The organism is Streptomyces sp. NPDC050732, assembly GCF_040654255.1.
Classification (GTDB): Bacteria; Actinomycetota; Actinomycetes; order Streptomycetales; family Streptomycetaceae; genus Streptomyces.
In genome coordinates this window covers 1-26,245 of sequence record NZ_JBFAHP010000052.1, presented here as the reverse complement: position 1 = coordinate 26,245, position 26,245 = coordinate 1, and the positions used below count along the sequence as shown (strand labels likewise).

Below are 26,245 nucleotides of genomic sequence, written 5' to 3'. Positions count from 1 at the left end.
GTTCCCCGCGCCCCTGTGGGGCGCGCATGGGCCGACGGGACACGCCCCGTCGGCCCATCGCGTTGTCAGAGGGACCCGATAACCTGCACGGACAGGCAATGGGAGGGGCTACGTGCGCGTGTTGGGGGTCGACCCGGGACTCACCCGGTGCGGTGTCGGTGTCGTCGAGGGCGTCGCCGGACGACCGCTGACCATGCGTGGCGTCGGGGTCGTGAGGACCCCGGCCGACGCGGAGCTCGGCCACCGCCTCGTCGCCATCGAGCAGGGCATCGAGCAGTGGCTCGACGAGCACAGCCCCGAAGTCCTCGCCGTGGAGCGGGTCTTCAGCCAGCACAATGTGCGCACGGTCATGGGCACCGCCCAGGCCAGCGCCGTCGCCATGCTCTGCGCGTCCCGCCGCGGCATCCCCGTCGCCCTGCACACCCCCAGCGAGGTCAAGGCCGCCGTCACCGGCAGCGGCCGCGCCGACAAGGCCCAGGTCGGGGCGATGGTCACCCGCCTCCTGCGGCTCGACGCGCCCCCGAAGCCCGCCGACGCGGCGGACGCCCTGGCCCTCGCCATCTGCCACATCTGGCGCGCCCCCGCGCAGAACCGCCTGCAACAGGCCGTCGCCCAGAACCGGCTCCAGCAGGCCGCCGCCCAGCACGCCGCCAGGACCCCCACAGCCCAGAAAGGCCGAACCGCATGATCGCCTTCGTCAGCGGCCCCGTAGCCGCCCTCGCCCCCGATACCGCGGTGGTCGAGGTCGGTGGCATCGGCATGGCCGTCCAGTGCACGCCCAACACGCTCTCCACGCTCCGGGTGGGCCAGCAGACCAAGCTCGCCACCTCCCTGGTCGTCCGAGAGGACTCCCTCACCCTGTACGGCTTCGCGGACGACGACGAGCGCCAGACCTTCGAGCTGCTCCAGACCGCGAGCGGCGTCGGCCCGCGCCTCGCCCAGGCCATGCTCGCCGTGCACAGCCCCGACGCCCTGCGCCGCGCCGTCTCCACCGGCGACGAGAAGGCGCTCACCGCCGTCCCCGGCATCGGCAAGAAGGGCGCCCAGAAGCTCCTCCTGGAGTACAAGGACCGCCTCGGCGAGCCCCTCGGCACCGGCGGCCCGGCGATCGGCAAGGCCGTCACCGCGGGCTGGCGCGACCAGCTGCACGCAGCCCTCATCGGCCTCGGATACGCCACGCGCGAGGCCGACGAAGCCGTCGCCGCCGTCACCCCGCAGGCCGAGGCCACCGAGGGCACGCCCCAGGTCGGACAGCTCCTCAAGGCCGCACTCCAGACCCTGAACCGCACCCGCTAGCCCTATCCGTACGCACCCGACGGCCACCCCTTGAACCGCATCGCGAGGCACACCGCATGAACTGGGACGACACGACCGACGAAGCTGCCGGCGCGGCCGAGCGGCTCGTCGGGCCCGCCGCGGAGCGGCTGGTGGACTCCGGCGCCGACGGCGAGGACCAGGCGGTCGAGGCCGCCCTGCGCCCCAAGGACCTGGGCGAGTTCATCGGCCAGGAGAAGGTCCGCGAGCAGCTCGACCTGGTCCTGCGGGCGGCACGCGCGCGTGGCGCCACCGCCGACCACGTGCTGCTCTCCGGCGCCCCCGGCCTCGGCAAGACCACCCTCTCGATGATCATCGCCGCCGAGATGGGCGCCCCGATCCGCATCACCAGCGGCCCCGCCATCCAGCACGCGGGCGACCTCGCCGCGATCCTCTCCTCCCTCCAGGAGGGCGAAGTCCTCTTCCTCGACGAGATCCACCGGATGTCGCGGCCCGCCGAGGAAATGCTCTACATGGCCATGGAGGACTTCCGCGTCGACGTCATCGTCGGCAAGGGCCCCGGCGCCACCGCCATCCCCCTCGAACTGCCGCCCTTCACCCTCGTCGGCGCCACCACGCGCGCGGGCCTGCTGCCCCCGCCGCTGCGCGACCGCTTCGGCTTCACCGCCCACATGGAGTTCTACGAACCCGCCGAGCTGGAGCGCGTCGTCCACCGCTCCGCCCAGCTCCTCGACGTGGAGATCGACCCGGCGGGCGCCGCCGAGATCGCGGGCCGCTCACGCGGCACGCCCCGTATCGCCAACCGCCTGCTGCGCCGCGTCCGGGACTACGCCCAGGTCAAGGCCGACGGCCGGATCGACCGCGAGATCGCGGGCGCGGCCCTCGCGGTCTACGAGGTGGACGGACGGGGCCTGGACCGCCTCGACCGGGCGGTCCTGGAAGCGCTGCTCAAGCTGTTCGGCGGCGGTCCCGTCGGCCTGTCGACGCTCGCGGTCGCGGTGGGGGAGGAGCGCGAGACGGTCGAGGAGGTGGCGGAGCCCTTCCTGGTACGGGAGGGGCTGCTCGCCCGCACCCCGCGCGGCCGCGTCGCGACGCCCGCGGCCTGGGCGCACCTCGGCCTGGTGCCCCCGCGCCAGGCGGGCGGAAAGGGACAACAGGACCTGTTCGGGGCGTGAGACCGGCGAGACGGCACCGCGGCCGCAGGACAACGGCGCGGATAGTCGACCCCTCAGGAACTGCGGTGCCATGCTGAGCGTTGTTCGTTAGGTGCGGACTCGCTTAGACTCCGCCGATGCCGCCCTTGTGGGCGGTGTACCCACCCCCATCCCAATGGCCGCTTACCCGCGCGGTCGTGCGAAGGAAACTCCGTCCCGTGAATATCGTGACCCTCCTCCCGTTCATCGTGCTCATCGGGGCCATGTTCCTGATGACCCGGTCTGCGAAGAAGAAGCAGCAGGCCGCCGCGCAGATGCGTAACGAGATGCAGCCCGGCACCGGCATCCGCACGATCGGTGGCATGTACGCCACCGTCAAGGAGGTTCACGACGAAGCCGTCCTCCTTGAGGTGGCTCCCGGTGTCCACGCGGTTTACGCGAAGAACTCGATCGGCGCCGTTCTCGCCGACGACGAGTACAACCGCATCGTGCACGGCACCGAGGACGACCTGAACGAGGACGACACCCCCGTCGTTCCGGACGACGCCTCCTCCCTGACCGAGACCGACGAGCCCGCCGACGCTTCCGCCGACTCGCCCATCGACCTCGGCAAGAAGGACGCGGCCGGGACCGACGACGCGGAGCCGAAGAAGACCGACGGCGAGTCCGACGCGAAGTAGTCACGGCCGGGGCCCGTGGGGCGCGCCGCTCGCGCGCCACGGGCCCCGGATCACGTGCATTTCGCGCCGAATCTCGACACCACTTCATGGCCGCCCGCCCGGGCCTCCCCGCACCGCAAGGGGGCAGACCGGACGCCGGGCGGTTGGACAGGGAGAACGAGAAGGTGGCAGCACCCAAGAAGGGCCGAAGGCAGAGCGCGCCGGGCAAGCCGGGACGCTCACTGGTCTTCATCCTGATCGCCCTCGTGGCGCTGACCGGGGGAATGTTCCTTTCGGGGCACACCACGCCTCGCCTGGGCATCGACCTCGCCGGCGGCACGAGCATCACGCTTGAGGCGAAGAACGAGCCCGGTCAGAAGAACGCGATCAACCCGACCAACATGAACACCGCGGTTGACATCATCAACAACCGCGTCAACGGCCTGGGTGTCTCCGAGGCCGAGGTTCAGACCCAGGGCGACAAGAACATCATTGTCAACATCCCCAAGGGTTCGAACGAGAAGCAGGCGCGCGCGCAGGTCGGCACGACCGCTCAGCTCTACTTCCGTCCGGTGATCACGCAGACCAGCGGCGAGCCGATGCCCGAGCCGTCCCCCAGCTCCTCGTCGTCCGGGACGGACAAGGAGAAGGACAAGAGCAAGGCCACGGACAAGGCCACGGACAAGGCCACCGACAAGGCGACCTCTCCCACCGCCTCCCCGTCGACCCAGGGCCGCGCCGTCAGCGAGGCACTGAAGGCGGACCCGACGCCGTCGGACAAGGCCAAGGACGGTGACGACGGCAAGAAGAAGGACAAGACGCCGACTCCCGACCCGGCCACCGCCAAGCTCCAGGAGCAGTTCACCAAGCTGGACTGCACCGACAAGAAGGCGCGGGCCGCGGCCGGCCAGGGCATCAAGCCCTCCCAGCCGACCATCGCGTGCGGAAAGAGCCCCGACGGCAAGTCGTGGGACAAGTTCATCCTCGCCCCGGCCGAGGTGAACGGCAAGGACGTCAAGAAGGCCCAGGCGGTCATCAACCAGGCGTCCGGTGCCTGGGTCGTCAACATGGACTTCACCAAGGGCGGCTCGAAGAAGTTCGCCGCGGTCACCAGCAAGCTCTCGCAGCAGCAGCCCCCGCAGAACCAGTTCGCGATCGTCCTCGACGGTGACGTCGTCTCCGCCCCCAGTGTCAACACGACCCTGAGCGCCAACGCCGAGATCTCCGGCAGCTTCACCCAGCAGTCCGCGAAGGACCTGGCGAACGTCCTCTCGTACGGCGCCCTGCCGCTCTCCTTCCACGAGCAGAGCGTCACCACGGTCAGCCCGGCCCTCGGCGGCGAGCAGCTGGAGGCGGGCCTCATCGCGGGCGCCATCGGCCTCGCGCTGGTCATCGTCTACCTGGTGGCCTACTACCGCGGCCTCTCGCTCATCGCCATCGCGAGCCTCCTGGTCTCCGCGGCGCTGACGTACACGATCATGACGCTGCTCGGCCCGACCATTAAGTTCGCGCTGAACCTGCCGGCGGTCTGCGGTGCGATCGTCGCGATCGGCATCACGGCGGACTCGTTCATCGTGTTCTTCGAGCGCGTGCGGGACGAGATCCGCGAGGGCCGCACGCTGCGGCCCGCCGTCGAGCGGGGCTGGCCCCGCGCCCGGCGCACCATCCTGGTCTCCGACTTCGTGTCGTTCCTCGCCGCCGCCGTGCTCTTCGTCGTCACGGTCGGCAAGGTGCAGGGCTTCGCGTTCACGCTCGGCCTGACCACGCTGCTCGACGTCGTCGTCGTCTTCTTCTTCACGAAGCCGCTGATGACGCTCATGGCCCGCAAGAAGTTCTTCGCGGGCGGCCACAAGTGGTCCGGCCTGGACCCGGAGCGGCTCGGCGCCAAGCCCCCGCTGCGCCGGTCCCGCCGCGTCACCGCTCCCCCCGCCGGCCCTGTCGACCCGAAGGAGGCGTGAGATGTCGAAGCTCGGCAATCTCGGCGCCAGGCTCTACCGCGGTGAGGTCGGCTACGACTTCGTCGGCAAGCGCAAGATCTGGTACGGCATCTCGATACTGATCACCATCACGGCCATCGTCGGCCTGGCGGTGCGCGGCCTGAACATGGGCATCGAGTTCGAGGGCGGCGCCGTCTTCAACACCCCGAAGACGAGTGTCTCGGTCTCCGAGGCCGAGGAGTCCGCGGAGAAGGCCTCGGGCCACGACGCGATCGTCCAGAAGCTGGGCGACGACGCGATGCGCATCCAGATCGCGGGCGTGGACATCAAGAAGTCCGACCAGATCAAGGAAGCGCTCGCCGAGGACCTGGACGTCAAGGCCGGCGACATCAACGCCGACCTGGTGGGCCCCAGTTGGGGTGAGCAGATCGCCAACAAGGCCTGGCAGGGCCTGGCCATCTTCATGGTGCTCGTGGTGATCTACCTCGCGATCGCCTTCGAATGGCGCATGGCGCTCGCGGCACTGATCGCGCTGATCCACGACATCACCATCACCGTGGGCGTGTACGCGCTGGTCGGCTTCGAGGTCACACCGGGCACGGTGATCGGTCTGCTGACCATCCTCGGTTACTCGCTCTACGACACAGTGGTGGTCTTCGACAGCTTGAAGGAGCAGTCGAAGGACCTCACCAAGCAGACGCAATACACCTACAGCGAGGTCGCCAACCGCAGCATCAACGGCACCCTGGTGCGCTCCATCAACACCACGGTCGTCGCGCTGCTCCCGGTGGCGGGCCTGCTCTTCATCGGTGGCGGCGTCCTCGGCGCCGGCATGCTCAACGACATCTCGCTGTCGCTGTTCGTCGGCCTCGCGGCCGGCGCGTACTCCTCGATCTTCATCGCCACGCCGCTCGTCGCCGACTTCAAGGAGCGCGAGCCGCAGATGAAGGCCCTCAAGAAGCGGGTGCTCGCCAAGCGCGCGGCGGCCGCGGCCAAGGGGGAGTCCCAGGAGGCGCAGGAGCCCGCCGGTGACGAGGAGCCGCAGGACGTCGTGGTCGGCGACGCCACCCCGGCCGTCGTCGGTCCCCGCACGCAGTCCGCGTCGCGCGGCCGCGGCAAGGGCCGTCCTTCGGGGAAGCGCCGATGACCGAGCTCGCAGGCGTCACGGAGCTGCTGCTCAGCCGCATCCGTGACGTCCCGGACTACCCGGTGCCGGGCGTGATGTTCAAGGACATCACGCCGCTGCTCGCCGACCCGGTGGCGTTCTCCGCGCTCACGGAGACGCTCGCCGACCTCAGCGTGCGGCACGGCGCCACGAAGATCGTCGGCCTGGAGGCCCGCGGGTTCATCCTCGGCGCCCCCGTCGCGCTCCGCGCCGGGCTCGGCTTCATCCCCGTACGCAAGGCGGGCAAGCTCCCCGGAGCGACGCTGAAGCAGAGCTACGACCTGGAGTACGGCAGCGCCGAGATCGAGGTGCACGCCGAGGACCTGGACGCGGGCGACCGCGTCATGGTCATCGACGACGTCCTCGCCACCGGTGGCACCGCGGCGGCCTCACTGGACCTGATCCGCCGCTCGGGCGCCGAGGTGGCCGGTGTCGCGGTCCTCATGGAGCTCGGCTTCCTCGACGGCCGCCAGAAGCTGGCGCAGGCCCTGGACGGGGCACCGCTGGAGGCGCTGATCACCGTCTGACAGACGGTTCGCAGGACGACACGACGGGCGTTCCGGTATCCACCGGGGCGCCCGTCGCCGTCCCGGCCGGTCCCCGCCCGGACGGCCCCGGGGAATCGGACCCCCGCCTCTCGCGTTTCTCCAGTACAGAGCTGTCTCACCGGCCCAGGGCGAGCCGACGGCCCAGGATCGATACCATGGACTCTTCGGGGCCTGACCGGGGGACCCCGATCGCGCACAGGGAGCGCTCTTGCCAGACGAGTCCCAGCCACTCACCGCCGCCAAGGCCGCGCAGCAGGCCCAGCAGGCCGCGGCGGGCTCAGGCGCGCCCGCGAAGAAGGCAGAAGGCGGGCAGGGCGGCACGGCCGCGCAGCGCGCCCAGGGAGAGGTAGCCCGGGGAGACAAACCGGCCGAGCAGCCCCGCCCGAAGCCGCCCGCGGACCACCACCCGACGGCCCCCGCGATCCGGCCCGCCACCGGCCAGCCCGCGCGTACGGGCTCCTCCAACCGCGTCCGGGCCCGGCTCGCCCGGCTCGGCGTCCAGCGCTCGAACCCGTACAACCCGGTCCTGGAGCCCCTCCTGCGCATAGTGCGCAGCAACGACCCCAAGATCGAGACGTCCACGCTCCGCCAGATCGAGCGGGCCTACCAGGTCGCCGAGCGCTGGCACCGCGGCCAGAAGCGCAAGAGCGGCGACCCCTACATCACGCACCCGCTCGCCGTGACGACGATCCTCGCCGAGCTGGGCATGGACCCCGCCACCCTGATGGCGGGCCTGCTGCACGACACCGTCGAGGACACCGAGTACGGCCTGGACACCCTCAAGCGCGACTTCGGCGACCAGGTCGCCCTGCTCGTCGACGGCGTCACCAAGCTGGACAAGGTCAAGTTCGGCGAGGCCGCGCAGGCCGAGACCGTGCGCAAGATGGTCGTCGCCATGGCCAAGGACCCGCGCGTCCTGGTCATCAAGCTCGCCGACCGCCTGCACAACATGCGCACGATGCGGTATCTGAAGCGCGAGAAGCAGGAGAAGAAGGCCCGCGAGACCCTGGAGATCTACGCTCCGCTGGCGCACCGCCTGGGCATGAACACCATCAAGTGGGAGCTGGAGGACCTCGCCTTCGCGATCCTCTACCCCAAGATGTACGACGAGATCGTGCGCCTCGTCGCCGAGCGGGCCCCCAAGCGCGACGAGTACCTCGCCATAGTGACCGACGAGGTCCAGGCCGACCTCAGGTCCGCCCGCATCAAGGCCACCGTCACCGGCCGCCCGAAGCACTACTACAGCGTCTACCAGAAGATGATCGTGCGAGGCCGGGACTTCGCCGAGATCTACGACCTGGTGGGTATTCGGGTACTCGTCGACACCGTGCGCGACTGCTACGCCGCGCTCGGCACCGTCCACGCGCGATGGAACCCGGTCCCCGGCCGGTTCAAGGACTACATCGCGATGCCGAAGTTCAACATGTACCAGTCGCTGCACACGACGGTCATCGGTCCCAACGGCAAGCCCGTCGAGCTCCAGATCCGTACGTTCGACATGCACCGCCGCGCCGAGTACGGCATCGCCGCGCACTGGAAGTACAAGCAGGAGGCCGTAGCCGGTGCCTCCAAGGTGCGCACCGACGTGCCGAGGAAGGCCGGCGGCAAGGACGACCACCTCAATGACATGGCGTGGCTGCGCCAGCTCCTCGACTGGCAGAAGGAGACCGAGGACCCCAGCGAGTTCCTGGAGTCCCTGCGCTTCGACCTGTCGCGCAACGAAGTCTTCGTGTTCACGCCGAAGGGCGACGTCATAGCGCTGCCGGCGGGCGCCACCCCCGTCGACTTCTCGTACGCGGTGCACACCGAGGTCGGCCACCGCACCATAGGCGCGCGGGTCAACGGCCGCCTGGTACCGCTCGAATCGACCCTGGACAACGGCGACCTGGTGGAGGTCTTCACCTCCAAGGCCGCGGGCGCTGGCCCGTCCCGCGACTGGCTCGGCTTCGTCAAGTCGCCCCGGGCGCGCAACAAGATCCGCGCGTGGTTCTCCAAGGAGCGCCGCGACGAGGCCATCGAGCAGGGCAAGGACGCCATCGCGCGCGCCATGCGCAAGCAGAACCTGCCGATCCAGCGGATCCTCACGGGCGACTCCCTGGTCACCCTCGCGCACGAGATGCGCTACCCCGACATCTCGTCGCTGTACGCGGCGATCGGCGAGGGTCACGTCACCGCGCAGTCCGTCGTGCAGAAGCTCGTCCAGGCGCTCGGCGGCGAGGAGGCCGCCAACGAGGACATCGCGGAGAGCGCGCCGCCCTCGCGCGGCCGCAGCAAGCGCCGCTCCAACGCCGACCCCGGTGTCGTGGTCAAGGGCGTCGAGGACGTGTGGGTCAAGCTGGCCCGCTGCTGCACGCCCGTGCCGGGCGACCCCATCATCGGCTTCGTCACGCGCGGCAGCGGCGTCTCGGTGCACCGCAGCGACTGCGTGAACGTGGACTCGCTCTCGCGCGAGCCCGAGCGAATCCTGGAAGTCGAGTGGGCGCCCACCCAGTCGTCGGTCTTCCTGGTCGCCATCCAGGTCGAGGCCCTGGACCGTTCGCGCCTCCTGTCGGACGTCACGCGCATCCTCTCGGACCAGCACGTGAACATCCTGTCGGCGGCCGTGCAGACCTCCCGCGACCGCGTCGCCACGAGCCGCTTCACCTTCGAGATGGGCGACCCCAAGCACCTGGGCCACGTGCTCAAGGCGGTCAGGGGCGTGGAGGGCGTGTACGACGTCTATCGGGTGACGTCGGCGCGAAGGCCGTAAACGCGGTACTACGGAGAGGGGCTCCCGCACGCGATGTGCGGGAGCCCCTCTCCGTAACGTGCCGAAAACTCAGCCGCCGAACTCGTGCAGGCCCTTCAGGGCCTGGTCGAGCAGCGCCTGCCGGCCGTCGAGCTCCTTCTGGAGCTTGTCGGCCTTGGCGTTGTTGCCGGCGGCGCGCGCCTTGTCGATCTGCTCGACCAGCTTGTCCACCGCCGCCTGCAGCTGACCGGTGAGACCCTCGGCCCGAGCCCGTGCCTCCGGGTTCGTCCGGCGCCACTCGGCTTCCTCGGACTCCTGCAGGGCACGCTCCACGGCGTGCATCCGGCCCTCGACCTTCGGGCGGGCGTCACGCGGGACGTGGCCGATGGCCTCCCAGCGCTCGTTGATGGACCGGAACGCGGCACGCGCCGTCTTCAGGTCCGTCACCGGGACGAGCTTCTCGGCCTCGGCGGCCAGCTCCTCCTTGAGCTTCAGGTTCTCGCCCTGCTCGGCGTCGCGCTCCGCGAAGACCGCGCTGCGCGCCGCGAAGAAGACGTCCTGGGCGCCGCGGAAGCGGTTCCACAGATCGTCCTCGTGCTCGCGCTGGGCGCGGCCCGCCGCCTTCCAGTCGGCCATCAACTCGCGGTACCGTGCGGCCGTCGGCCCCCAGTCCGTCGAGCTCGAAAGCGCCTCGGCCTCGGCGACCAGCTTCTCCTTGGCCTTGCGGGCCTCTTCGCGCTGCGCGTCCAGCGAGGCGAAGTGCGCCTTGCGGCGCTTGGAGAACGCCGAGCGCGCGTGCGAGAAGCGGTGCCACAGTTCGTCGTCCGACTTGCGGTCGAGGCGCGGCAGACCCTTCCAGGTGTCCACCAGGGCCCGCAGCCGCTCACCGGCCGCCCGCCACTGCTCGCTCTGGGCCAGCTCCTCGGCCTCGACGACCAGGGCCTCCTTGGCGTGCCGCGCCTCGTCGGACTGCTTGGCCTTCTGCGCCTTGCGCTCCTCGCGGCGCGCCTCGACGGTCTCCACCAGCTTGTCGAGCCGCTTGCTCAGGGCGTCCAGATCACCGACCGCGTGCGCCTCGTCGACCTGCTGGCGCAGGTGGTCGATGGCGGTCATCGCGTCCTTGGCCGACAGATCGGTCGTCTTCACCCGGCGCTCGAGAAGTCCGATCTCGACGACCAGACCGTCGTACTTGCGCTCGAAGTAGGCCAGGGCCTCGTCAGGAGATCCTGCCTGCCACGAACCGACCACTCGCTCGCCGCCGTCGGCCGTACGCACGTACACGGTCCCCGTCTCGTCGACGCGGCCCCACGGGTCGCTGCTCACAGCGCCTCCTCCACATGATGCCTGCGCAGGGCCTCGGGGCCCCCGGCATCGTCCACAGTTTCGTCACCGCCAACATAGGCGACCGGCGGGGCGGCTGTCCGCATCCCGCACGACCGAAGTTTGCCTGGCGGCGCTCAGGATTTGGTGACGGTGGCCTTGTCGATGACGACCGTCGCGTTCGGGGCGCCGTCGCCCTGCCCGGTGCTCTCGCCGGCGGCGGCGATCTTCTTCAGGACCTTCATCCCGGAATCGGAAATGGTCCCGAACGGTGTGTAGTCGGGCGGGAGCTGACTGTCCTGGTAGACGAGGAAGAACTGGCTGCCGCCGGTGTTCCTGCCCTTCTTCGCCCGGGCGTCGTACTGGTTCGCCATGGCGACCGTGCCGGCCGGATACACGTTCCCCTTCAGGCGCTTGTCCTTCAGGTTCTCGTCCGGGATCCGGTAGCCCGGAGTGCCCTTGCCGGTGCCCTTCGGGTCGCCGCACTGGAGGACGTAGATGCCGCCGGTGGTCAGGCGGTGGCACTTGGTGTGGTCCAGGTAGCCCTTGTTCACCAGGAAGTTGAAGGAGTTGACGGTGCGCGGGGCCTTCGCCGCGTCCAGGTTGAGTTCGATGTCACCGCACGTCGTCCGCAGGTCCATCCTGTAGTCGGCGGACTTGTCGATGCTGAGCGCAGGCTCCTTGTCGAAGCTCAGCGGCTTCACCTTGCCGGGCGCCGCCTTCGCGCACGGGTCCTTCGGCGCGCTGCTCGCCTGCGCGTTCGCGTCGTCCTTCGCGCCGTCCCCGTCGAAGGCCCCGGCCGCGTACGACACGGCGCCACCGGCCACGACCACCGCGAGCGTCCCCGCGATCACCGCGTTGCGCGCCCGTACCCGGCGCCGCGCGGCCTCGCGCCGCTCCTGCTGCCGCAAGAACTTCTCCCGCGCGAGCTGCTTGCGCCGCTGTTCCTGGCTGACCACCGGCTCTTCTCCCCTTCTCCCGCGCATGTCTCGTCATACGCTGCGTAGTGCCCCGTACCGTATATGGGTTACCTGTGGAATCGGCAGCGCCGGTAGGCTCTGATCTGCCGCGTTCTCCCGCCGGGGGCCGCGGCTCCCTCCCGCCGGACGACGAAATGAAGGACGATCGTGCTGATTGCCGGGTTCCCCGCCGGGGCCTGGGGCACCAACTGCTACGTGGTCGCCCCCGCCGCAGGCGAGGAGTGCGTGATCATCGACCCGGGCCACCAGGCCGCCCAGGGAGTCGAGGACGCACTCAAGAAGCATCGGCTCAAGCCCGTCGCGGTCATCCTCACCCACGGCCACATCGACCACGTCGCCTCGGTCGTCCCGGTGTGCGGAGCGCATGACGTGCCCGCGTGGATCCACCCCTCCGACCGGTACATGATGAGTGACCCGGAGAAGGCCCTCGGGCGCTCCATCGGGATGCCTCTCATGGGCGAGCTGACGGTGGGGGAGCCCGATGATCTCCGCGAGCTGACCGACGGCGCCGGGCTGAAGCTGGCGGGGCTCGACTTCACCGTCGCGCACGCGCCGGGCCATACGAAGGGGTCGGTGACCTTCCAGATGCCCGAGACGGCCGAGATCCCCTCGGTCTTCTTCTCGGGCGATCTGCTCTTCGCCGGCTCCATCGGACGCACCGACCTGCCCGGCGGCAGCCACACCGAGATCCTCCGGTCGCTGGCCCGCGTGTGCCTGCCGCTCGACGACTCGACCGTGGTGCTGTCCGGCCACGGCCCCCAGACATCCATCGGCCAGGAGCGCGCCACCAACCCGTATCTGCGGCAGGTGGCCGCCGGCCTGGGTCCGGACGACACGTCCGCCCCGCGACGAGGAATGTGACGAGAGAACTCCCGTGAGCACCTTCAAGGCCCCCAAGGGCACGTACGACCTGCTTCCGCCCGATTCCGCGAAGTTCCTCGCGGTGCGCGAGGCGATCGCCGCGCCGCTGCGCAACTCCGGCTACGGCTACATCGAGACGCCCGGCTTTGAGAACGTCGAGCTGTTCGCGCGCGGTGTCGGTGAGTCCACCGACATCGTCACCAAGGAGATGTACGCCTTCACGACCAAGGGCGGCGACGAGCTCGCGCTGCGCCCCGAGGGCACCGCGTCCGTGTTGCGCGCGGCCCTGGAGGGCAACCTCCACAAGGCGGGCAACCTCCCGGTCAAGCTCTGGTACTCCGGCTCGTACTACCGCTACGAGCGCCCCCAGAAGGGCCGCTACAGGCACTTCTCCCAGGTCGGCGCCGAGGCGATCGGCGCCGAGGACCCGGCCCTCGACGCCGAGCTGATCATCCTGGCCGACCAGGCGTACCGCGCCCTCGGCCTGCGGAACTTCCGCATCCTGCTCAACTCCCTCGGCGACAAGGAGTGCCGCCCCGTCTACCGCGCCGCGCTCCAGGAGTTCCTGCGCGGCCTGGACCTGGACGAGGAGACACGTCGACGTATCGACATCAACCCGCTGCGGGTCCTCGACGACAAGCGCGCGGACGTCCAGAAGCAGCTGGTGGGCGCCCCCTCGCTGCGTGACTACCTGTGCGACGCGTGCAAGGCGTACCACGAGCAGGTCCGCGAACTGATCACGGCGGCGGGCGTCGCCTTCGAGGACGACGAGAAGCTCGTCCGCGGCCTGGACTACTACACCCGCACCACCTTCGAGTTCGTCCACGACGGCCTGGGCTCGCAGTCCGCGGTCGGCGGCGGCGGCCGCTACGACGGCCTGTCCGAGATGATCGGCGGCCCCTCGCTGCCCTCGGTCGGCTGGGCGCTCGGCGTGGACCGCACCGTGCTCGCCCTGGAGGCGGAGGGCGTCGAGCTCGCACTGCCCGCGTCCACCAGCGTCTTCGCGGTGCCGCTCGGCGAGGAGGCGCGCCGCGTCCTCTTCGCCAAGGTGACGGAGTTGCGCAGGGCCGGGGTCGCGGCTGACTTCTCGTACGGCGGGAAGGGCCTGAAGGGCGCGATGAAGAACGCCAACCGCTCGGGCGCGCGCTTCACCGTCGTCGCCGGTGAGCGCGATCTGGCGGACGGCGTCGTCCAGCTCAAGGACATGGAGTCCGGCGAGCAGGACGCGGTGGCGGCGGACGAGATCGTGACGGTGCTGAAGGACCGGCTCGGAAAGTAGCGCCCCGCCCCATCCGTCCATCGTCCGTGCCTGCTTGTGTCCATCGGAGGGTGGACACACAGGCGCGTACGGCACAATGTGCGTGCCCGCGGACACATCGAGCGACGGAACGGCGTGATGAGCAAAACGATGTCAGCGAAGGACGACGCCTCGGACGAGCGGGAGCGCACGGGCGCGCCCGGCGCCGTCGGCGGCAGTCGTGCGCTCGCCCTGCTTCTGGTGATCACGGGCGCCGCCGGTCTGCTCGCCTCCTGGGTGATCACCATCGACAAGTTCGAGCTCCTGAAGGACCCGAACTTCCAGCCAGGCTGCAGCATCAACCCCGTCGTCGCCTGCGGCAGCATCATGAAGAGCGAGCAGGCCGAGGCCTTCGGCTTCCCCAACCCGATGCTGGGCCTGGTCACCTACGGCATCGTGGTCTGCGTCGGCATGAGCCTCCTCGCAGGGGCCCGCTTCCCGCGCTGGTACTGGCTCACGTTCAACGCGGGCGCGCTCTTCGGCGTCGGGTTCTGCACCTGGCTGATGATCCAGTCGCTCTACCACATCAACGCGCTCTGCCTCTGGTGCACGTTGGCCTGGATCGCCACGCTCCTGATGTTCTGGTACATCACGTCCTTCAACATCCGGGCCGGTTTCCTGCCCGCGCCGGCCTGGGCCAAGAGCTTCCTGGCCGACTTCACCTGGGCGCTGCCGGTGATGCACACCGGCGTCATCGCGATGCTGATCCTCACCCGCTGGGGCGCCGACCTCTGGGCCTGACCGGCGCCCGGAGGGATTGTCAGTGGGGTGACATAGGGTTCTCGACGTGGAGCCCGACCTGTTCACCGCCGCAGCCGAAGACCGCCAGGAGAAGGATCCGTCCAGCAGCCCCCTGGCCGTCCGGATGCGCCCGCGTACCCTCGACGAAGTCGTCGGCCAGCAGCATCTGCTGAAGCCGGGCTCGCCCCTGCGCCGCCTCGTCGGCGAGGGCGGCGGCGGCCCCGCGGGGCCGTCATCCGTCTTTCTGTGGGGCCCGCCGGGCATCGGCAAGACCACCCTGGCGTACGTCGTCTCGAAAGCCACGAACAAGCGCTTCGTCGAGCTCTCCGCGATCACCGCCGGCGTGAAGGAAGTGCGCGCGGTCATCGACGGCGCCCGCCGGGCGATGGGCGGCCACGGCAAGGAGACCGTCCTCTTCCTCGACGAGATCCACCGCTTCAGCAAGGCCCAGCAGGACTCCCTGCTGCCCGCCGTGGAGAACCGCTGGGTCACCCTGATCGCGGCGACCACCGAGAACCCGTACTTCTCGATCATCTCCCCCCTCCTGTCCCGCTCCCTGCTCCTCACCCTCGAACCGCTCACGGACGACGACCTGCGCGCCCTGCTCCGCCGGGCGCTCATCGACGAGCGCGGCCTGGCCGGCGCGGTCGAGCTGCCCGAGGATGCCGAGGAGCACCTGCTGCGCATCGCGGGCGGCGACGCCCGCCGCGTGCTCACGGCCCTGGAGGCGGGCGCGGGCTCGGCCCTCGCCAAGGGCGAGCGGGAGATCACCCTCCAGACCCTGGAGGAGTCGGTCGACCGGGCCGCCGTGAAGTACGACCGGGACGGCGACCAGCATTACGACGTCGCGAGCGCCCTCATCAAGTCCATCCGCGGCTCGGACGTGGACGCAGCCCTGCACTATCTGGCCCGCATGATCGAGGCGGGCGAGGACCCGCGCTTCATCGCCCGGCGCCTGATGATCTCCGCCAGCGAGGACATCGGCCTCGCCGACCCCACCGCGCTGCCCACCGCCGTCGCCGCCGCCCAGGCCGTCGCCATGATCGGCTTCCCCGAGGCCGCGCTCACCCTCAGCCACGCCACGATCGCCCTGGCCCTCGCCCCGAAGTCGAATGCCGCGACGATCGCGATCCAGCAGGCCCAGGCCGACGTCCGCGGCGGCCTCGCCGGACCCGTCCCGCCCCACCTGCGCGACGGCCACTACAAGGGCGCGGCCAAGCTCGGCCACGCCCAGGGGTACGTGTACCCGCACGACGTCCCCGGCGGCATCGCCGCCCAGCAGTACGCGCCGGACACCATCGAGGGCAAGCGCTACTACCACCCCACGAGGTACGGCGCCGAGGCGCGGTACGCCGACGTGGTCGAGCGGGTCCGCTCCCGCCTCAGGGGTGAGCAGCCCGAGGGCTGAGGCATCTCGCCGCACCCGGTATAGTTGTCCGGAGTGCTGCGTCCCGTGTCCGGTCTCGTACCGGCACCACCAGAACGGGACATCCAGCCGGAGCCCCACCGCCGTAGGGCAAGGGGGATCCAGGAGCGTCGCGCACCGTCGAAGGTGTCGCGGGCAGCCCACCACCATCTCGTACTCCGGGAATCGGTCGGTGGGCCACTCGCGTGCTGCACATTGTGCCCAGACCAGGGAGCGGCTGCCGGGCCCGTCCGTCAGGACGAGCCGGGTTTCCCAGGCTGCGGATTGCGACCTCCCCTAACCACTGGTGAAGCCGATTTCACAGAGAACAGAGAGGTTGGTTCATGCCGAACCAGTCCCGCCCCAAGGTCAAGAAGTCGCGTGCCCTCGGCATCGCGCTGACCCCGAAGGCCGTCAAGTACTTCGAGGCCCGCCCCTACCCGCCGGGCGAGCACGGCCGTGGGCGCAAGCAGAACTCGGACTACAAGGTCCGTCTGCTGGAGAAGCAGCGGCTGCGTGCGCAGTACGACCTCTCCGAGCGCCAGCTCGTCCGTGCCTACGAGCGTGCGTCCAAGACGCAGCTCAAGACCGGTGAGGCCCTGGTCATCGAGCTGGAGCGTCGTCTCGACGCCCTGGTTCTGCGTTCGGGCATCGCCCGCACGATCTACCAGGCCCGCCAGATGGTCGTGCACGGCCACATCGAGGTCAACGGCGGCAAGGTCGACAAGCCGTCGTACCGCGTCCGTCCCGACGACGTCGTGATGGTCCGCGAGCGCAGCCGCGAGAAGCCGCTGTTCCAGGTCGCGCGCGAGGGTGGCTTCGCCCCCGACGGCGAGATCCCGCGCTACCTCCAGGTGAACCTGAAGGCCCTGGCCTTCCGCCTGGACCGCGACCCGAACCGCAAGGAGATCCCCGTGATCTGCGACGAGCAGCTCGTCGTCGAGTACTACGCCCGCTGACCCGGACGTAGCTCACCCTGCTGCAGCCCGTCGCCTTCCCGCCCCTCGTGGTGGGGGAGGCGGCGGGTTCGGTCGTTTCCGGGGCCGCCGCGCAGCGCCCGGGCCACCGCCGCCTCCAGACCGAGCGCGGCCCCCGCGCGCACGCACTCCTCGTACCGCTCGTCGCCGAGCGCCTCACGGGCCTGCCGCTCACAGAGCACGTGCGGCCCGCCGAAATGGACCGAGCCGAACAGCGGCAGACCCACCGAGGTCCAGATGCGGGACGCGGCGCCCTGCAGCACCGCCGCCTCCGCCGGATCGCCCTCCGCCGCGGTGAACAGCGCGAGCAGCTCGATGGACAGGACCGTGCCGAGCAGATCGTGGAAGCGGTGGTCGAGATCCAGCGACTCGGCGAGCAGCTCCCGCGCCGTCGCCGCCTCACCTCGGGTCCACGCCGCGTACCCGAGGACATAGAGGGCGTACGCGAGGGTCCAGCGCTCGCCGTGGTCCTCGCAGACCCGGCGCACGTCCTCGCAGAGCTCCACCGCGGCGGCGAGCTCGCCGCGGAAGGCCAGCACCATGGCGAGCTCCGTCTGCCCCATCAGGACGTTGCTGTTGAGCTCGCCGATCTCCCGGTACCGCTCCAGCGCCGCGCGCAGCAGCGCCTCCGCGCGCGGCAGGTCGTCCGTGACCAGGGCCAGGCAGCCGATGCGGTGCTCCGCGTACGCCGCGGCGATCGCGCTGCCCGCGTGCCGCGCGCCGTCACGGCACTCGTGCAGCGCGGCCAGCGCGGCGACCGCGTCGCCCTGCAGCACCGCCACATAGCCGAGCACCCACAGCGCCTTGAGCCGTGACTCCGCGCGGCCGCCGTCGAGCTCCAGGGCCCGGTCCAGCCAGTGCCTGCCCTCCGTGAGCCGCCCGCAGCCGACCCAGTAGAACCACAGCGTCCCGGCGAGGTGCTGCCCCAGATGGGTCTCGTCCCGCTCGGTCAGGCAGAACTCCAACGCGGCCCGCAGATTGGGCAGTTCGGCGTCGACGAGCGCGGCGATCTCCTGCTGGCGCGGCGAGAACCAGTCCAGCTCGCACCAGGTGGCGAACCCCACGTACCAGTCACGGTGCCTGCGCCGCATCCGCGCGCCCTCGCCCGCCGCCTCCAGCCAGTCGGCGCCGTAGGCCCTGACCGTGTCGAGCATGCGGTAGCGCACCCCCGAGGGCCCCTCCTCGCGGGTGAGGACGGACTGCGCGAGGAGCTCGTCCAGCACGTCGAGCACATCGTCGGCGGGCAGCCCGTCCCCGGCGCAGACGTATTCGGCGGCCTCCAGGTCGAACGGTCCGACGAACACCGACAGGCGTGACCACAGCAGCCGCTCCCGCGGCGTGCACAGCTCGTGGCTCCAGCCGATCGCGGTCCGCAGCGTCTGGTGCCGCGCCGGGGTGTCGCGCCGGGCGCCGGTGAGCAGCCGGAACCGGTCGTCGAGCCGGGCGAGGAGCTGCGCGGGCGAGAGCGCCCGCAGCCGTCCCGCGGCCAGCTCCACGGCGAGCGGGATGCCGTCGAGCCGCCGGCACAGCTCCACGACGTCCGCGCGATTGCCGTCGTCGAGGACGAAACCGGGCAGGCAGGCCGCCGCACGGTCGGTGAAGAGCGCGGCCGCGTCCGGGCCGGGCATCGGCGCGAGCGGGAAGAGCCGCTCGCCCTCGGTCTCCAGCGGTCGGCGCCCCACGGCGAGCACCCGCAGCCCGGCGGAGCGCACCAGCAGCTCGCGGACCAGCGAGGCGCAGGCGTCGACGAGGTGCTCGAAACCGTCGACGACGAGGAGCAGTTCCCGCTCCGCGAGGTGCCCGAGCAGCACCTGGCGCGGCGGTCTCTTCGTGTGGTCCGTCAGCTCCAGGGCCTCGACGACCGCGTGGTCGAGGAGGTCCGGGTCCCGCAGCGCCGTGAGATCCACCAGCCAGGCGCCGTCGCGCGGTCCGCACCGCGTCGCGGCCCGCACGGCGAGACGGGACTTCCCGACCCCGCCGACCCCGGTGACCGTGACCAGCCGCCCGGCCTCCAACGCGGCCGTGAGCTCGGTGAGTTCGGTCTCGCGCCCGACGAAGGCGTTCAGTTCCAGGGGAAGATTGCCGGGCTGGGAAGGTCGCATGGGGTACGGAGCGTACCCAGTCGAACGCGCTCCGTACAAACAGGCCGGACAACTCCTGGGCAAGCGGCGGGGAATGCGGTACGGAGCGACGCCACCGGCGCGATAGGGTCGGAGGACGACTTTTAGATGTTCAGGTACGTAGTTCAGGGACGAGATTCAGGGAGCGGTGCCAAGTGTCCGGTGGAGAGGTTGCCGGGATCCTGGTGGCCGTCTTCTGGGCGATCCTGGTCTCCTTCCTCGCGGTGGCACTGGCGAGGCTGGCCCAGACGCTCAGGGCGACCACCAAGCTCGTCGCGGACGTGACCGAGCAGGCGGTGCCCCTGCTGGCGGACGCCTCCACCGCGGTGCGCTCCGCGCAGACGCAGATCGACCGCGTCGACGCCATCGCCTCCGACGTCCAGGAGGTCACGTCGAACGCGTCGGCGCTGTCCACGACGGTCGCCTCCACCTTCGGCGGCCCGCTCGTCAAGGTGGCCGCGTTCGGTTACGGCGTGCGCAGGGCCATCAGCCGCAAGGCCGCCCCCACGGAGGAAGTGCCCGTCAAGCCGTCCCGTCGTACCGTGATCGTGGGCCGAACCGTGCCGTCCGCGCGGCGGACCAAGCGGGCCAACCGGAGTAAGAGGGACTGACGCAGCGATGTTCCGCCGTACGTTCTGGTTCACCGCGGGCGCAGCCGCCGGCGTATGGGCCACCACCAAGGTCAACCGCAAGCTCAAGCAGCTGACCCCCGAGAGCCTCGCCGCGCAGGCCGCGAACAAGGCGATCGAGGCGGGTCACCGCCTGAAGGACTTCGCGCTCGACGTCCGCGACGGCATGGCCGAGCGCGAGGCCGAGCTGGACGAGGCGCTGGGGCTGCGGGACCACCCCGACGCCGAGCTGCCCGCGTCGCACCGCTTCGCGGTCATCGAGAACCACACCAGCAACAAGAACCACAAGAAGACGCAGTACAACTGGAATGAGGACCACTGATGGAGTCGGCTGAAATCCGCCGCCGCTGGCTGAGCTTCTTCGAGGAGCGCGGGCACACCGTCGTCCCTTCGGCGTCGCTCATCGCGGACGACCCGACTCTGCTGCTCGTCCCCGCGGGCATGGTGCCCTTCAAGCCCTACTTCCTGGGTGAGGTCAAGCCGCCCGCGCCGCGCGTCACCAGCGTGCAGAAGTGCGTGCGCACGCCCGACATCGAAGAGGTCGGCAAGACCACGCGTCACGGCACGTTCTTCCAGATGTGCGGCAACTTCTCCTTCGGCGACTACTTCAAGGAAGGCGCCATCACGCTTTCCTGGGAGCTGCTTACCAGCCCCGTCGAGAAGGGCGGCTTCGGCCTCGACCCCGACCGGCTGTGGATCACGGTCTACCTCGACGACGACGAGGCCGAGCAGATCTGGCGCGAGAAGGTCGGCGTCCCGGCCGAGCGCATCCAGCGCCTGGGCAAGAAGGACAACTTCTGGTCCATGGGCGTGCCCGGACCCTGCGGCCCCTGCTCGGAGATCAACTACGACCGCGGCCCCGAGTTCGGCGAAGAGGGCGGCCCGGCCGTCAACGACGAGCGCTACGTGGAGATCTGGAACCTGGTCTTCATGCAGTACGAGCGCGGCGAGGGCACCTCGAAGGAGGACTTCGAGATCCTCGGCGAGCTGCCGACCAAGAACATCGACACCGGCCTCGGTCTCGAACGCCTCGCCATGATCCTGCAGGGCGTACAGAACATGTACGAGACGGACACCCTGCGCGTCGTCATGGACAAGGCCACCGAGCTCACCGGCGTGCGCTACGGCGCCGAGCACGGCTCGGACGTCTCCCTGCGCGTGGTCGCCGACCACATCCGTACGTCCACGATGCTCATCGGCGACGGCGTCACCCCCGGCAACGAGGGCCGTGGCTACGTACTCCGCCGCATCATGCGCCGCGCCATCCGCAACATGCGTCTGCTGGGCGCCACCGGGCCGGTCGTCAAGGACCTCGTCGACGTCGTGATCGAGACGATGGGGCAGCAGTACCCGGAGCTCGTCACCGACCGCAAGCGCATCGAGACCGTCGCCCTCGCCGAAGAGGCCGCCTTCCTGAAGGCCATCAAGGGCGGCACCAACATCCTCGACACCGCCGTCACCGAGACCAAGGCCGCCGGCGGCACGGTCCTCTCCGGCGACAAGGCGTTCCTGCTGCACGACACGTGGGGCTTCCCCATCGACCTCACCCTGGAGATGGCCGCCGAGCAGGGCCTCTCCGTGGACGAGGACGGATTCCGCCGCCTCATGAAGGAGCAGCGGGACCGCGCCAAGGCCGACGCCATGGCCAAGAAGACCGGCCACGCCGACCTGCACGCCTACCGCGAGATCGCCGACACCTCCGGCGCCACCGACTTCACCGGCTACTCCCTCACGGAGAACGAGGCCCAGATCGTCGGCCTGCTGGTCAACGGCGTCTCCTCGCCCGCAGCCACCGAGGGCGACGAGGTCGAGATCGTCCTCGACCGCACCCCGTTCTACGCCGAGGGCGGCGGCCAGATCGGCGACACCGGCCGCATCCGCCTGGACAGCGGCGCGATCGTCGAGATCCGTGACGTGCAGAAGCCGGTGCCCGGCGTGCACGTCCACAAGGGTGTCGTCCAGGTCGGCGAGATCACCGTGGGCGCCCCGGTGTGGGCGTCGATCGACGCCCACCGCCGCCGCGCCATCGCCCGCGCCCACTCCGCCACGCACCTCACGCACCAGGCGCTGCGCGACGCGCTCGGCCCGACGGCCGCCCAGGCCGGTTCCGAGAACCAGCCCGGCCGTTTCCGCTTCGACTTCGGTTCGCCGTCCGCCGTGCCCACGGCCGTGATGACGGACGTCGAGCAGAAGATCAACTCGGTGCTCGCCAGGGAACTGGACGTCCAGGCCGAGGTCATGTCGATCGACGACGCGAAGAAGCAGGGCGCCATCGCCGAGTTCGGCGAGAAGTACGGCGAGCGCGTGCGCGTCGTCACCATCGGCGACTTCTCCAAGGAGCTGTGCGGCGGTACGCACGTCCACAACACCGCCCAGCTGGGCCTGGTGAAGCTCCTCGGCGAGTCCTCCATCGGCTCCGGCGTGCGCCGCATCGAGGCGCTGGTCGGCGTCGACGCGTACAACTTCCTCGCCAAGGAGCACACGGTCGTCGCCCAGCTCCAGGAGCTGGTCAAGGGCCGTCCTGAAGAGCTTCCCGAGAAGATCTCCGGCATGCTCGCCAAGCTGAAGGACGCCGAGAAGGAGATCGAGAAGTTCCGCGCGGAGAAGGTCCTCCAGGCCGCCGCGGGGCTCGTCGAGTCCGCCAAGGACGTGCGCGGTGTCGCCCTCGTCACCGGGCAGGTGCCGGACGGCACGGGCGCCGACGACCTGCGCAAGCTGGTCCTCGACGTGCGCGGCCGCATCCAGGGCGACCGCCCGGCCGTCGTCGCGCTCTTCGCCACGGCCAACGGCCGGCCGCTGACGGTCATCGCCACCAACGAAGCCGCCCGTGAGCGCGGCTTCAAGGCCGGCGACCTGGTCCGTACGGCCGCCAAGACCCTCGGCGGCGGTGGCGGCGGCAAGCCGGACGTCGCCCAGGGCGGCGGCCAGAACCCGGCCGCCATCGGCGACGCCATCGCCGCGGTCGAGCGCCTCGTCACCGAGACGGCCTGATGACGGAGCAGGCAGGGCAGCCGGGGGGCATGCGCCGCGGCCGCCGCCTCGCCATCGACGTCGGTGACGCCCGCATCGGGGTCGCCTCGTGCGACCCCGACGGGATCCTCGCCACGCCGGTGGAGACGGTGCCGGGGCGCGATGTCCCGGCCGCCCAGCGCCGCTTGAAGCAGCTCGCCGACGAGTACGAGCCGATCGAGATCGTCGTCGGCCTCCCTCGCTCCCTCAACGGGGGCGAGGGCCCGGCGGCCGCGAAGGTCCGCGCGTTCACCAGGGACCTCGCCCGCATGGTCGCCCCCATTGCGGTGAGGCTCGTGGACGAGAGGATGACCACAGTGACGGCCAGTCAGGGGCTGCGCGCCTCCGGCGTGAAGTCCAAAAAGGGCAGGTCTGTCATCGATCAGGCGGCGGCCGTGATCATCCTCCAGCAGGCCCTGGAGTCCGAACGGGCGTCAGGTAAAGCTCCGGGCGAGGGCGTCGAAGTGGTCATCTGATCGCGATACGGTAACGTTCCGCGCGATGCGGCGGCGTTCGAACAGCTGCCGCACAGCATCAAGAGGCGGAACGGTTGCCCGGCCATCCAGACGGCGGCCCCGCCTCGCGGCATGTAGGGGATCGATGACTGAGTATGGCCGGGGCCCAGGCTCCGAACCGTGGCATCCGGAGGACCCGTTGTACGGGGACAGCGGATGGGGAGGACAGCAGCCTTCGGGCGGCATGTCCGCCTACGGCGGCCAGGGGCAGTACCCGCAGCAGCCGCACCAGCATCAGCAGCCGCACGAGTCCCAGTACGGCGGTGACTGGAGCACCGGTCAGCAGCAGGCCTACGGGCAGCAACAGCAGTACGGCGGCCGGCAGCAGTACAACGGTGACTCCGGCCAGGGTTACAACGGCGGTTCGGACCAGGGTTACAACGGCGACTCAGGGCAGGGCTACAACGGCGGTCCCGAGCACGGCTACAACGGTGGCGACGGTGGCTGGGACACCGGTCAGCAGGGCCAGGCCCCGTACAGCGCCGACCCGATGGACCCCTACGGCGGCCAGCAGGCCGGCTACGGCTCGGAGAGCCACGACTACTACTCCACGCCGGACGCCTATGCGCCGCCGGAGCCGCCCGGCCGCCGACGCCCGGCCGCGCCCCCCGAGTCAGAGTCCGGGCCCGAGTCCGAGACGGACTGGGACCCGGGCCCCGACCAGGGCGAGCACGCGTTCTTCGCGGGCGACGACGCCGAGGACGACGACGGGCCAGGCCGCCGGGGCGACCGGCGCGCCGGCCGTGGCGGAAAGAAGCCCAAGAAGCGCCGCAACGGCTGCGCCTGTCTGGTCGTCACGCTGGTCTTCGGCGGCGGCCTCGGCGGAGTGGGCTACTTCGGCTACCAGTTCTATCAGGATCGTTTCGGCACGGCGCCGGACTACGCGGGCGACGGCTCGGGGACAGCCGTCGTCGAGATCCCCAAGGCCTCCAGCGGATACACGATCGGGCAGAAGCTGAAGGACGCGGGCGTCGTGAAGAGCGTCGACGCGTTCGTCTCGGCCCAGGGGCAGCACCAGCAAGGGAAGTCCATTCAGGCGGGTGTCTACACGCTCAAGAAGCAGATGTCCGCGAAGAGCGCCGTCGCCCTGATGCTCAACCCGAAGAGCCGCAGCAACCTCATCATTCCCGAGGGCAAGCGGAACGTATGGGTCTACGAAGAGATCGACGACCGCCTCGACGTGGCCAAGGGCACCACGGAAAACGTGGCCAAGAAGGAATGGCGGAGCCTCGGACTGCCCGCCTGGGCCAATACGAACAAGGACATCAAGGACCCCCTGGAAGGATTCCTCTATCCCGCCAGCTATCCGGTCGCCAAGGGCCAGAAGCCCGCTGACGTCCTCAAGAACATGGTCGCCCACGCCAATGAGAAGTACGACGAGCTCGGCCTCGCGTCGAAGGCCAAGGACCTGAACCTCAAGAACCCGCTCGAACTGCTCACCGTGGCGAGCCTGGTCCAGGCCGAAGGCAAGTACAAGCACGACTTCGAGAAGGTCGCCACGGTCGTCTACAACCGCCTGAAGCCCAACAACACCGAGACGTACGGCCTGTTGGACTTCGACTCGACGGTGAACTACCTGCGCGGCAAGTCCGAGTTGGCGACCGGCTCGGTCGACGAGCTCCGCAAGCTCAAGGACCCGTACAACACGTACAAGATCAAGGGCCTGCCGCCCGGGCCGATCGGAAACCCGGGCGAGGTCGCGCTGAATTCGGCGCTGCATCCCGCCAAGGGTGACTGGTACTACTTCGTCTCCGTCAGCGAGGACAAGACGCTCTTCGCCGAAACGAACGAGGAACAGAACCGGAACCGCGAGAAATACCTGAAGGGGCAATGAGCGCGCAGAAGCGACGAGCCGCAGTCCTCGGCTCCCCGATCGCCCATTCACTCTCCCCGGTGCTGCACAGCGCGGCATACGACGAATTGGGCCTGAGCGACTGGACGTACGACCGTTTCGAGATCGACGAGGCGGCGCTGCCCGAATTCATCGGGAAACTCGGCCCCGAATGGGCCGGGCTCTCGCTGACCATGCCGTTGAAGCGGGCGATCATGCCGCTGCTCGACGGGATCAGCGAGACCGCCATGTCCGTCGAGGCGGTGAACACGGTGGTGTTCGGCCCCGACGGGCGGCGTACCGGCGACAACACCGACATCCCCGGCATGGTCGCCGCGCTCCGCGAGCACGGCATCGAGCAGGTCGAGTCGGCCGCGATCCTCGGCGCGGGCGCCACCGCGTCGTCGGCGCTGGCCGCGCTCGCCCGGATCTGCACGGGCGAGGTCGTCGTGTACGTCCGCAGCGACACCCGCGCCGCTGAGATGCGGCAGTGGGGCGAGCGCCTCGACGTGGAGGTCAGGACCGAGGCCTGGGAGGACGCCCGTGAGGCGCTGACCGCCCCCCTGGTGATCGCCACGACCCCGGCGGGCACCACGGACGCGCTGGCCGCCCTGGTTCCCGAGCGGCCCGCCACCCTCTTCGACGTGCTGTACGACCCGTGGCCCACCGACCTCGCGGCACGCTGGTCGGCGTACGGGGGGGCGGTCGTCAGCGGACTCGACCTGCTCGTCCACCAGGCCGTGCTCCAGGTCGAGCAGATGACGGGCCGCGCGCCCGCGCCGCTGGCCGCCATGCGCAAGGCGGGGGAGCGCGCGCTCGCCGCCCGGTAAATCCCTGGTCGCGCCGTGGTCGAGGCATGGCCGAGGGGTGACCGGAGGACGTCCGTCAGATGGACCGGACGGCAGGTCACGCCTCAGGTCGTGGGAGGATCGGGGGTGGCGGGCCAGGGCCGCGCACCCGGCCGCGCCGTCGAAGACCGCAGTTCGAGGCGCGAGCATGAGGAGCACACCGTTGAGCAGGTTGCGTTGGCTGACCGCGGGGGAGTCGCACGGACCCGCGCTTGTCGCGACGTTGGAGGGTCTTCCCGCCGGCGT

The 26,245-nt window shown here is 70.2% G+C and carries 22 protein-coding genes; 19 read left to right on the top strand and 3 right to left on the bottom strand.

All coding sequences use genetic code 11. The features are described from left to right. Positions 1-112 precede the first annotated feature (112 nt). From ruvC to AB0H82_RS33655, 8 genes are all read left to right on the top strand, one after another. On the top strand, positions 113-688 hold the full coding sequence (ruvC, locus tag AB0H82_RS33690) for a crossover junction endodeoxyribonuclease RuvC (RefSeq protein ID WP_362999324.1): 576 nt from the start codon (positions 113-115) through the stop codon (positions 686-688). Further along, positions 685-1,296, top strand: coding sequence for a Holliday junction branch migration protein RuvA (gene ruvA, locus AB0H82_RS33685; RefSeq protein ID WP_362999323.1), 612 nt, complete (start codon positions 685-687; stop codon positions 1,294-1,296). The genes ruvC and ruvA overlap by 4 nt, the downstream gene beginning before the upstream one ends. A gap of 56 nt (positions 1,297-1,352) precedes the next feature. After that, positions 1,353-2,450: a Holliday junction branch migration DNA helicase RuvB gene (ruvB, locus tag AB0H82_RS33680; protein ID WP_362999322.1), complete on the top strand. Its 1,098-nt coding sequence runs from the start codon at positions 1,353-1,355 to the stop codon at positions 2,448-2,450. Positions 2,451-2,647: 197 nt separating this feature from the next. After that, positions 2,648-3,109, top strand: coding sequence for a preprotein translocase subunit YajC (yajC, locus tag AB0H82_RS33675; RefSeq protein ID WP_362999321.1), 462 nt, complete (start codon positions 2,648-2,650; stop codon positions 3,107-3,109). A gap of 164 nt (positions 3,110-3,273) precedes the next feature. Then, a complete protein-coding gene (secD, locus tag AB0H82_RS33670) occupies positions 3,274-5,046 on the top strand; it encodes a protein translocase subunit SecD (protein WP_362999320.1) in 1,773 nt (590 codons plus the stop codon). Between the two features lies 1 nt (position 5,047). Continuing rightward, positions 5,048-6,172 carry a protein translocase subunit SecF gene (secF, locus tag AB0H82_RS33665; RefSeq protein ID WP_362999319.1) on the top strand — a complete coding sequence of 375 codons (1,125 nt, stop codon included), beginning with the start codon at positions 5,048-5,050 and terminating at the stop codon, positions 6,170-6,172. After that, a complete protein-coding gene (locus AB0H82_RS33660; protein WP_362999318.1) occupies positions 6,169-6,717 on the top strand; it encodes an adenine phosphoribosyltransferase in 549 nt (182 codons plus the stop codon). The genes secF and AB0H82_RS33660 overlap by 4 nt, the downstream gene beginning before the upstream one ends. Positions 6,718-6,946: 229 nt before the next feature. Then, positions 6,947-9,487 carry a bifunctional (p)ppGpp synthetase/guanosine-3',5'-bis(diphosphate) 3'-pyrophosphohydrolase gene (locus tag AB0H82_RS33655; RefSeq protein WP_362999317.1) on the top strand — a complete coding sequence of 847 codons (2,541 nt, stop codon included), beginning with the start codon at positions 6,947-6,949 and terminating at the stop codon, positions 9,485-9,487. A gap of 69 nt (positions 9,488-9,556) precedes the next feature. Here AB0H82_RS33655 and AB0H82_RS33650 read toward each other — a convergent pair whose 3' ends face one another. After that, positions 9,557-10,789 (bottom strand): DUF349 domain-containing protein, encoded by a 1,233-nt coding sequence (locus tag AB0H82_RS33650; RefSeq protein ID WP_362999316.1) that lies wholly within the window; start codon positions 10,787-10,789, stop codon positions 9,557-9,559. A 134-nt stretch (positions 10,790-10,923) separates the two neighbouring features. Continuing rightward, positions 10,924-11,745: a peptidylprolyl isomerase gene (locus tag AB0H82_RS33645; protein ID WP_362999315.1), complete on the bottom strand. Its 822-nt coding sequence runs from the start codon at positions 11,743-11,745 to the stop codon at positions 10,924-10,926. A 168-nt stretch (positions 11,746-11,913) separates the two neighbouring features. On the opposite strand from AB0H82_RS33645, the gene AB0H82_RS33640 reads away from it, so the two are divergent. The 5 genes from AB0H82_RS33640 to rpsD all read left to right on the top strand — a co-directional run bounded on the left by AB0H82_RS33640 (position 11,914) and on the right by rpsD (position 17,029). Further along, a complete protein-coding gene (locus AB0H82_RS33640; protein ID WP_362999314.1) occupies positions 11,914-12,627 on the top strand; it encodes an MBL fold metallo-hydrolase in 714 nt (237 codons plus the stop codon). A gap of 13 nt (positions 12,628-12,640) precedes the next feature. Continuing rightward, entirely contained in the window at positions 12,641-13,906 is a 1,266-nt protein-coding gene (gene hisS / locus AB0H82_RS33635) for a histidine--tRNA ligase (protein ID WP_362999313.1), read from the top strand. Between the two features lie 129 nt (positions 13,907-14,035). Beyond that, a complete protein-coding gene (locus AB0H82_RS33630) occupies positions 14,036-14,665 on the top strand; it encodes a vitamin K epoxide reductase family protein (RefSeq protein ID WP_362999312.1) in 630 nt (209 codons plus the stop codon). 46 nt (positions 14,666-14,711) lie between these two features. Further along, complete coding sequence (locus AB0H82_RS33625; protein ID WP_362999311.1) at positions 14,712-16,073, top strand: replication-associated recombination protein A; 1,362 nt, start codon at positions 14,712-14,714, stop codon at positions 16,071-16,073. 341 nt (positions 16,074-16,414) lie between these two features. Next, positions 16,415-17,029 carry a 30S ribosomal protein S4 gene (gene rpsD, locus AB0H82_RS33620; RefSeq protein WP_125511570.1) on the top strand — a complete coding sequence of 205 codons (615 nt, stop codon included), beginning with the start codon at positions 16,415-16,417 and terminating at the stop codon, positions 17,027-17,029. Here the strand turns inward: rpsD and AB0H82_RS33615 are convergent. Beyond that, positions 17,017-19,149: an AAA family ATPase gene (locus AB0H82_RS33615; protein WP_362999310.1), complete on the bottom strand. Its 2,133-nt coding sequence runs from the start codon at positions 19,147-19,149 to the stop codon at positions 17,017-17,019. The genes rpsD and AB0H82_RS33615 overlap by 13 nt on opposite strands. Before the next feature lie 173 nt (positions 19,150-19,322). Between AB0H82_RS33615 and AB0H82_RS33610 the strand changes: the two genes are divergently transcribed. The 6 genes from AB0H82_RS33610 (at position 19,323) to AB0H82_RS33585 (ending at position 25,981) form a co-directional block, all read left to right on the top strand. Continuing rightward, the gene (locus AB0H82_RS33610) at positions 19,323-19,778 is read left to right on the top strand and encodes a DUF948 domain-containing protein (RefSeq protein WP_362999309.1); all 456 of its coding nucleotides are present in this window, start codon (positions 19,323-19,325) and stop codon (positions 19,776-19,778) included. A gap of 7 nt (positions 19,779-19,785) precedes the next feature. Beyond that, complete coding sequence (locus AB0H82_RS33605) at positions 19,786-20,118, top strand: DUF6167 family protein (protein ID WP_362999308.1); 333 nt, start codon at positions 19,786-19,788, stop codon at positions 20,116-20,118. Next, entirely contained in the window at positions 20,118-22,787 is a 2,670-nt protein-coding gene (gene alaS / locus AB0H82_RS33600) for an alanine--tRNA ligase (protein WP_362999307.1), read from the top strand. The genes AB0H82_RS33605 and alaS overlap by 1 nt, the downstream gene beginning before the upstream one ends. Further along, entirely contained in the window at positions 22,787-23,281 is a 495-nt protein-coding gene (gene ruvX / locus AB0H82_RS33595; RefSeq protein WP_362999306.1) for a Holliday junction resolvase RuvX, read from the top strand. Before alaS ends, ruvX begins: the two co-directional genes overlap by 1 nt. 124 nt (positions 23,282-23,405) lie before the next feature. Continuing rightward, entirely contained in the window at positions 23,406-25,154 is a 1,749-nt protein-coding gene (mltG, locus tag AB0H82_RS33590; protein WP_362999305.1) for an endolytic transglycosylase MltG, read from the top strand. After that, entirely contained in the window at positions 25,151-25,981 is an 831-nt protein-coding gene (locus AB0H82_RS33585; protein ID WP_362999304.1) for a shikimate dehydrogenase, read from the top strand. The genes mltG and AB0H82_RS33585 overlap by 4 nt, the downstream gene beginning before the upstream one ends. Positions 25,982-26,245: the final 264 nt, after the last annotated feature.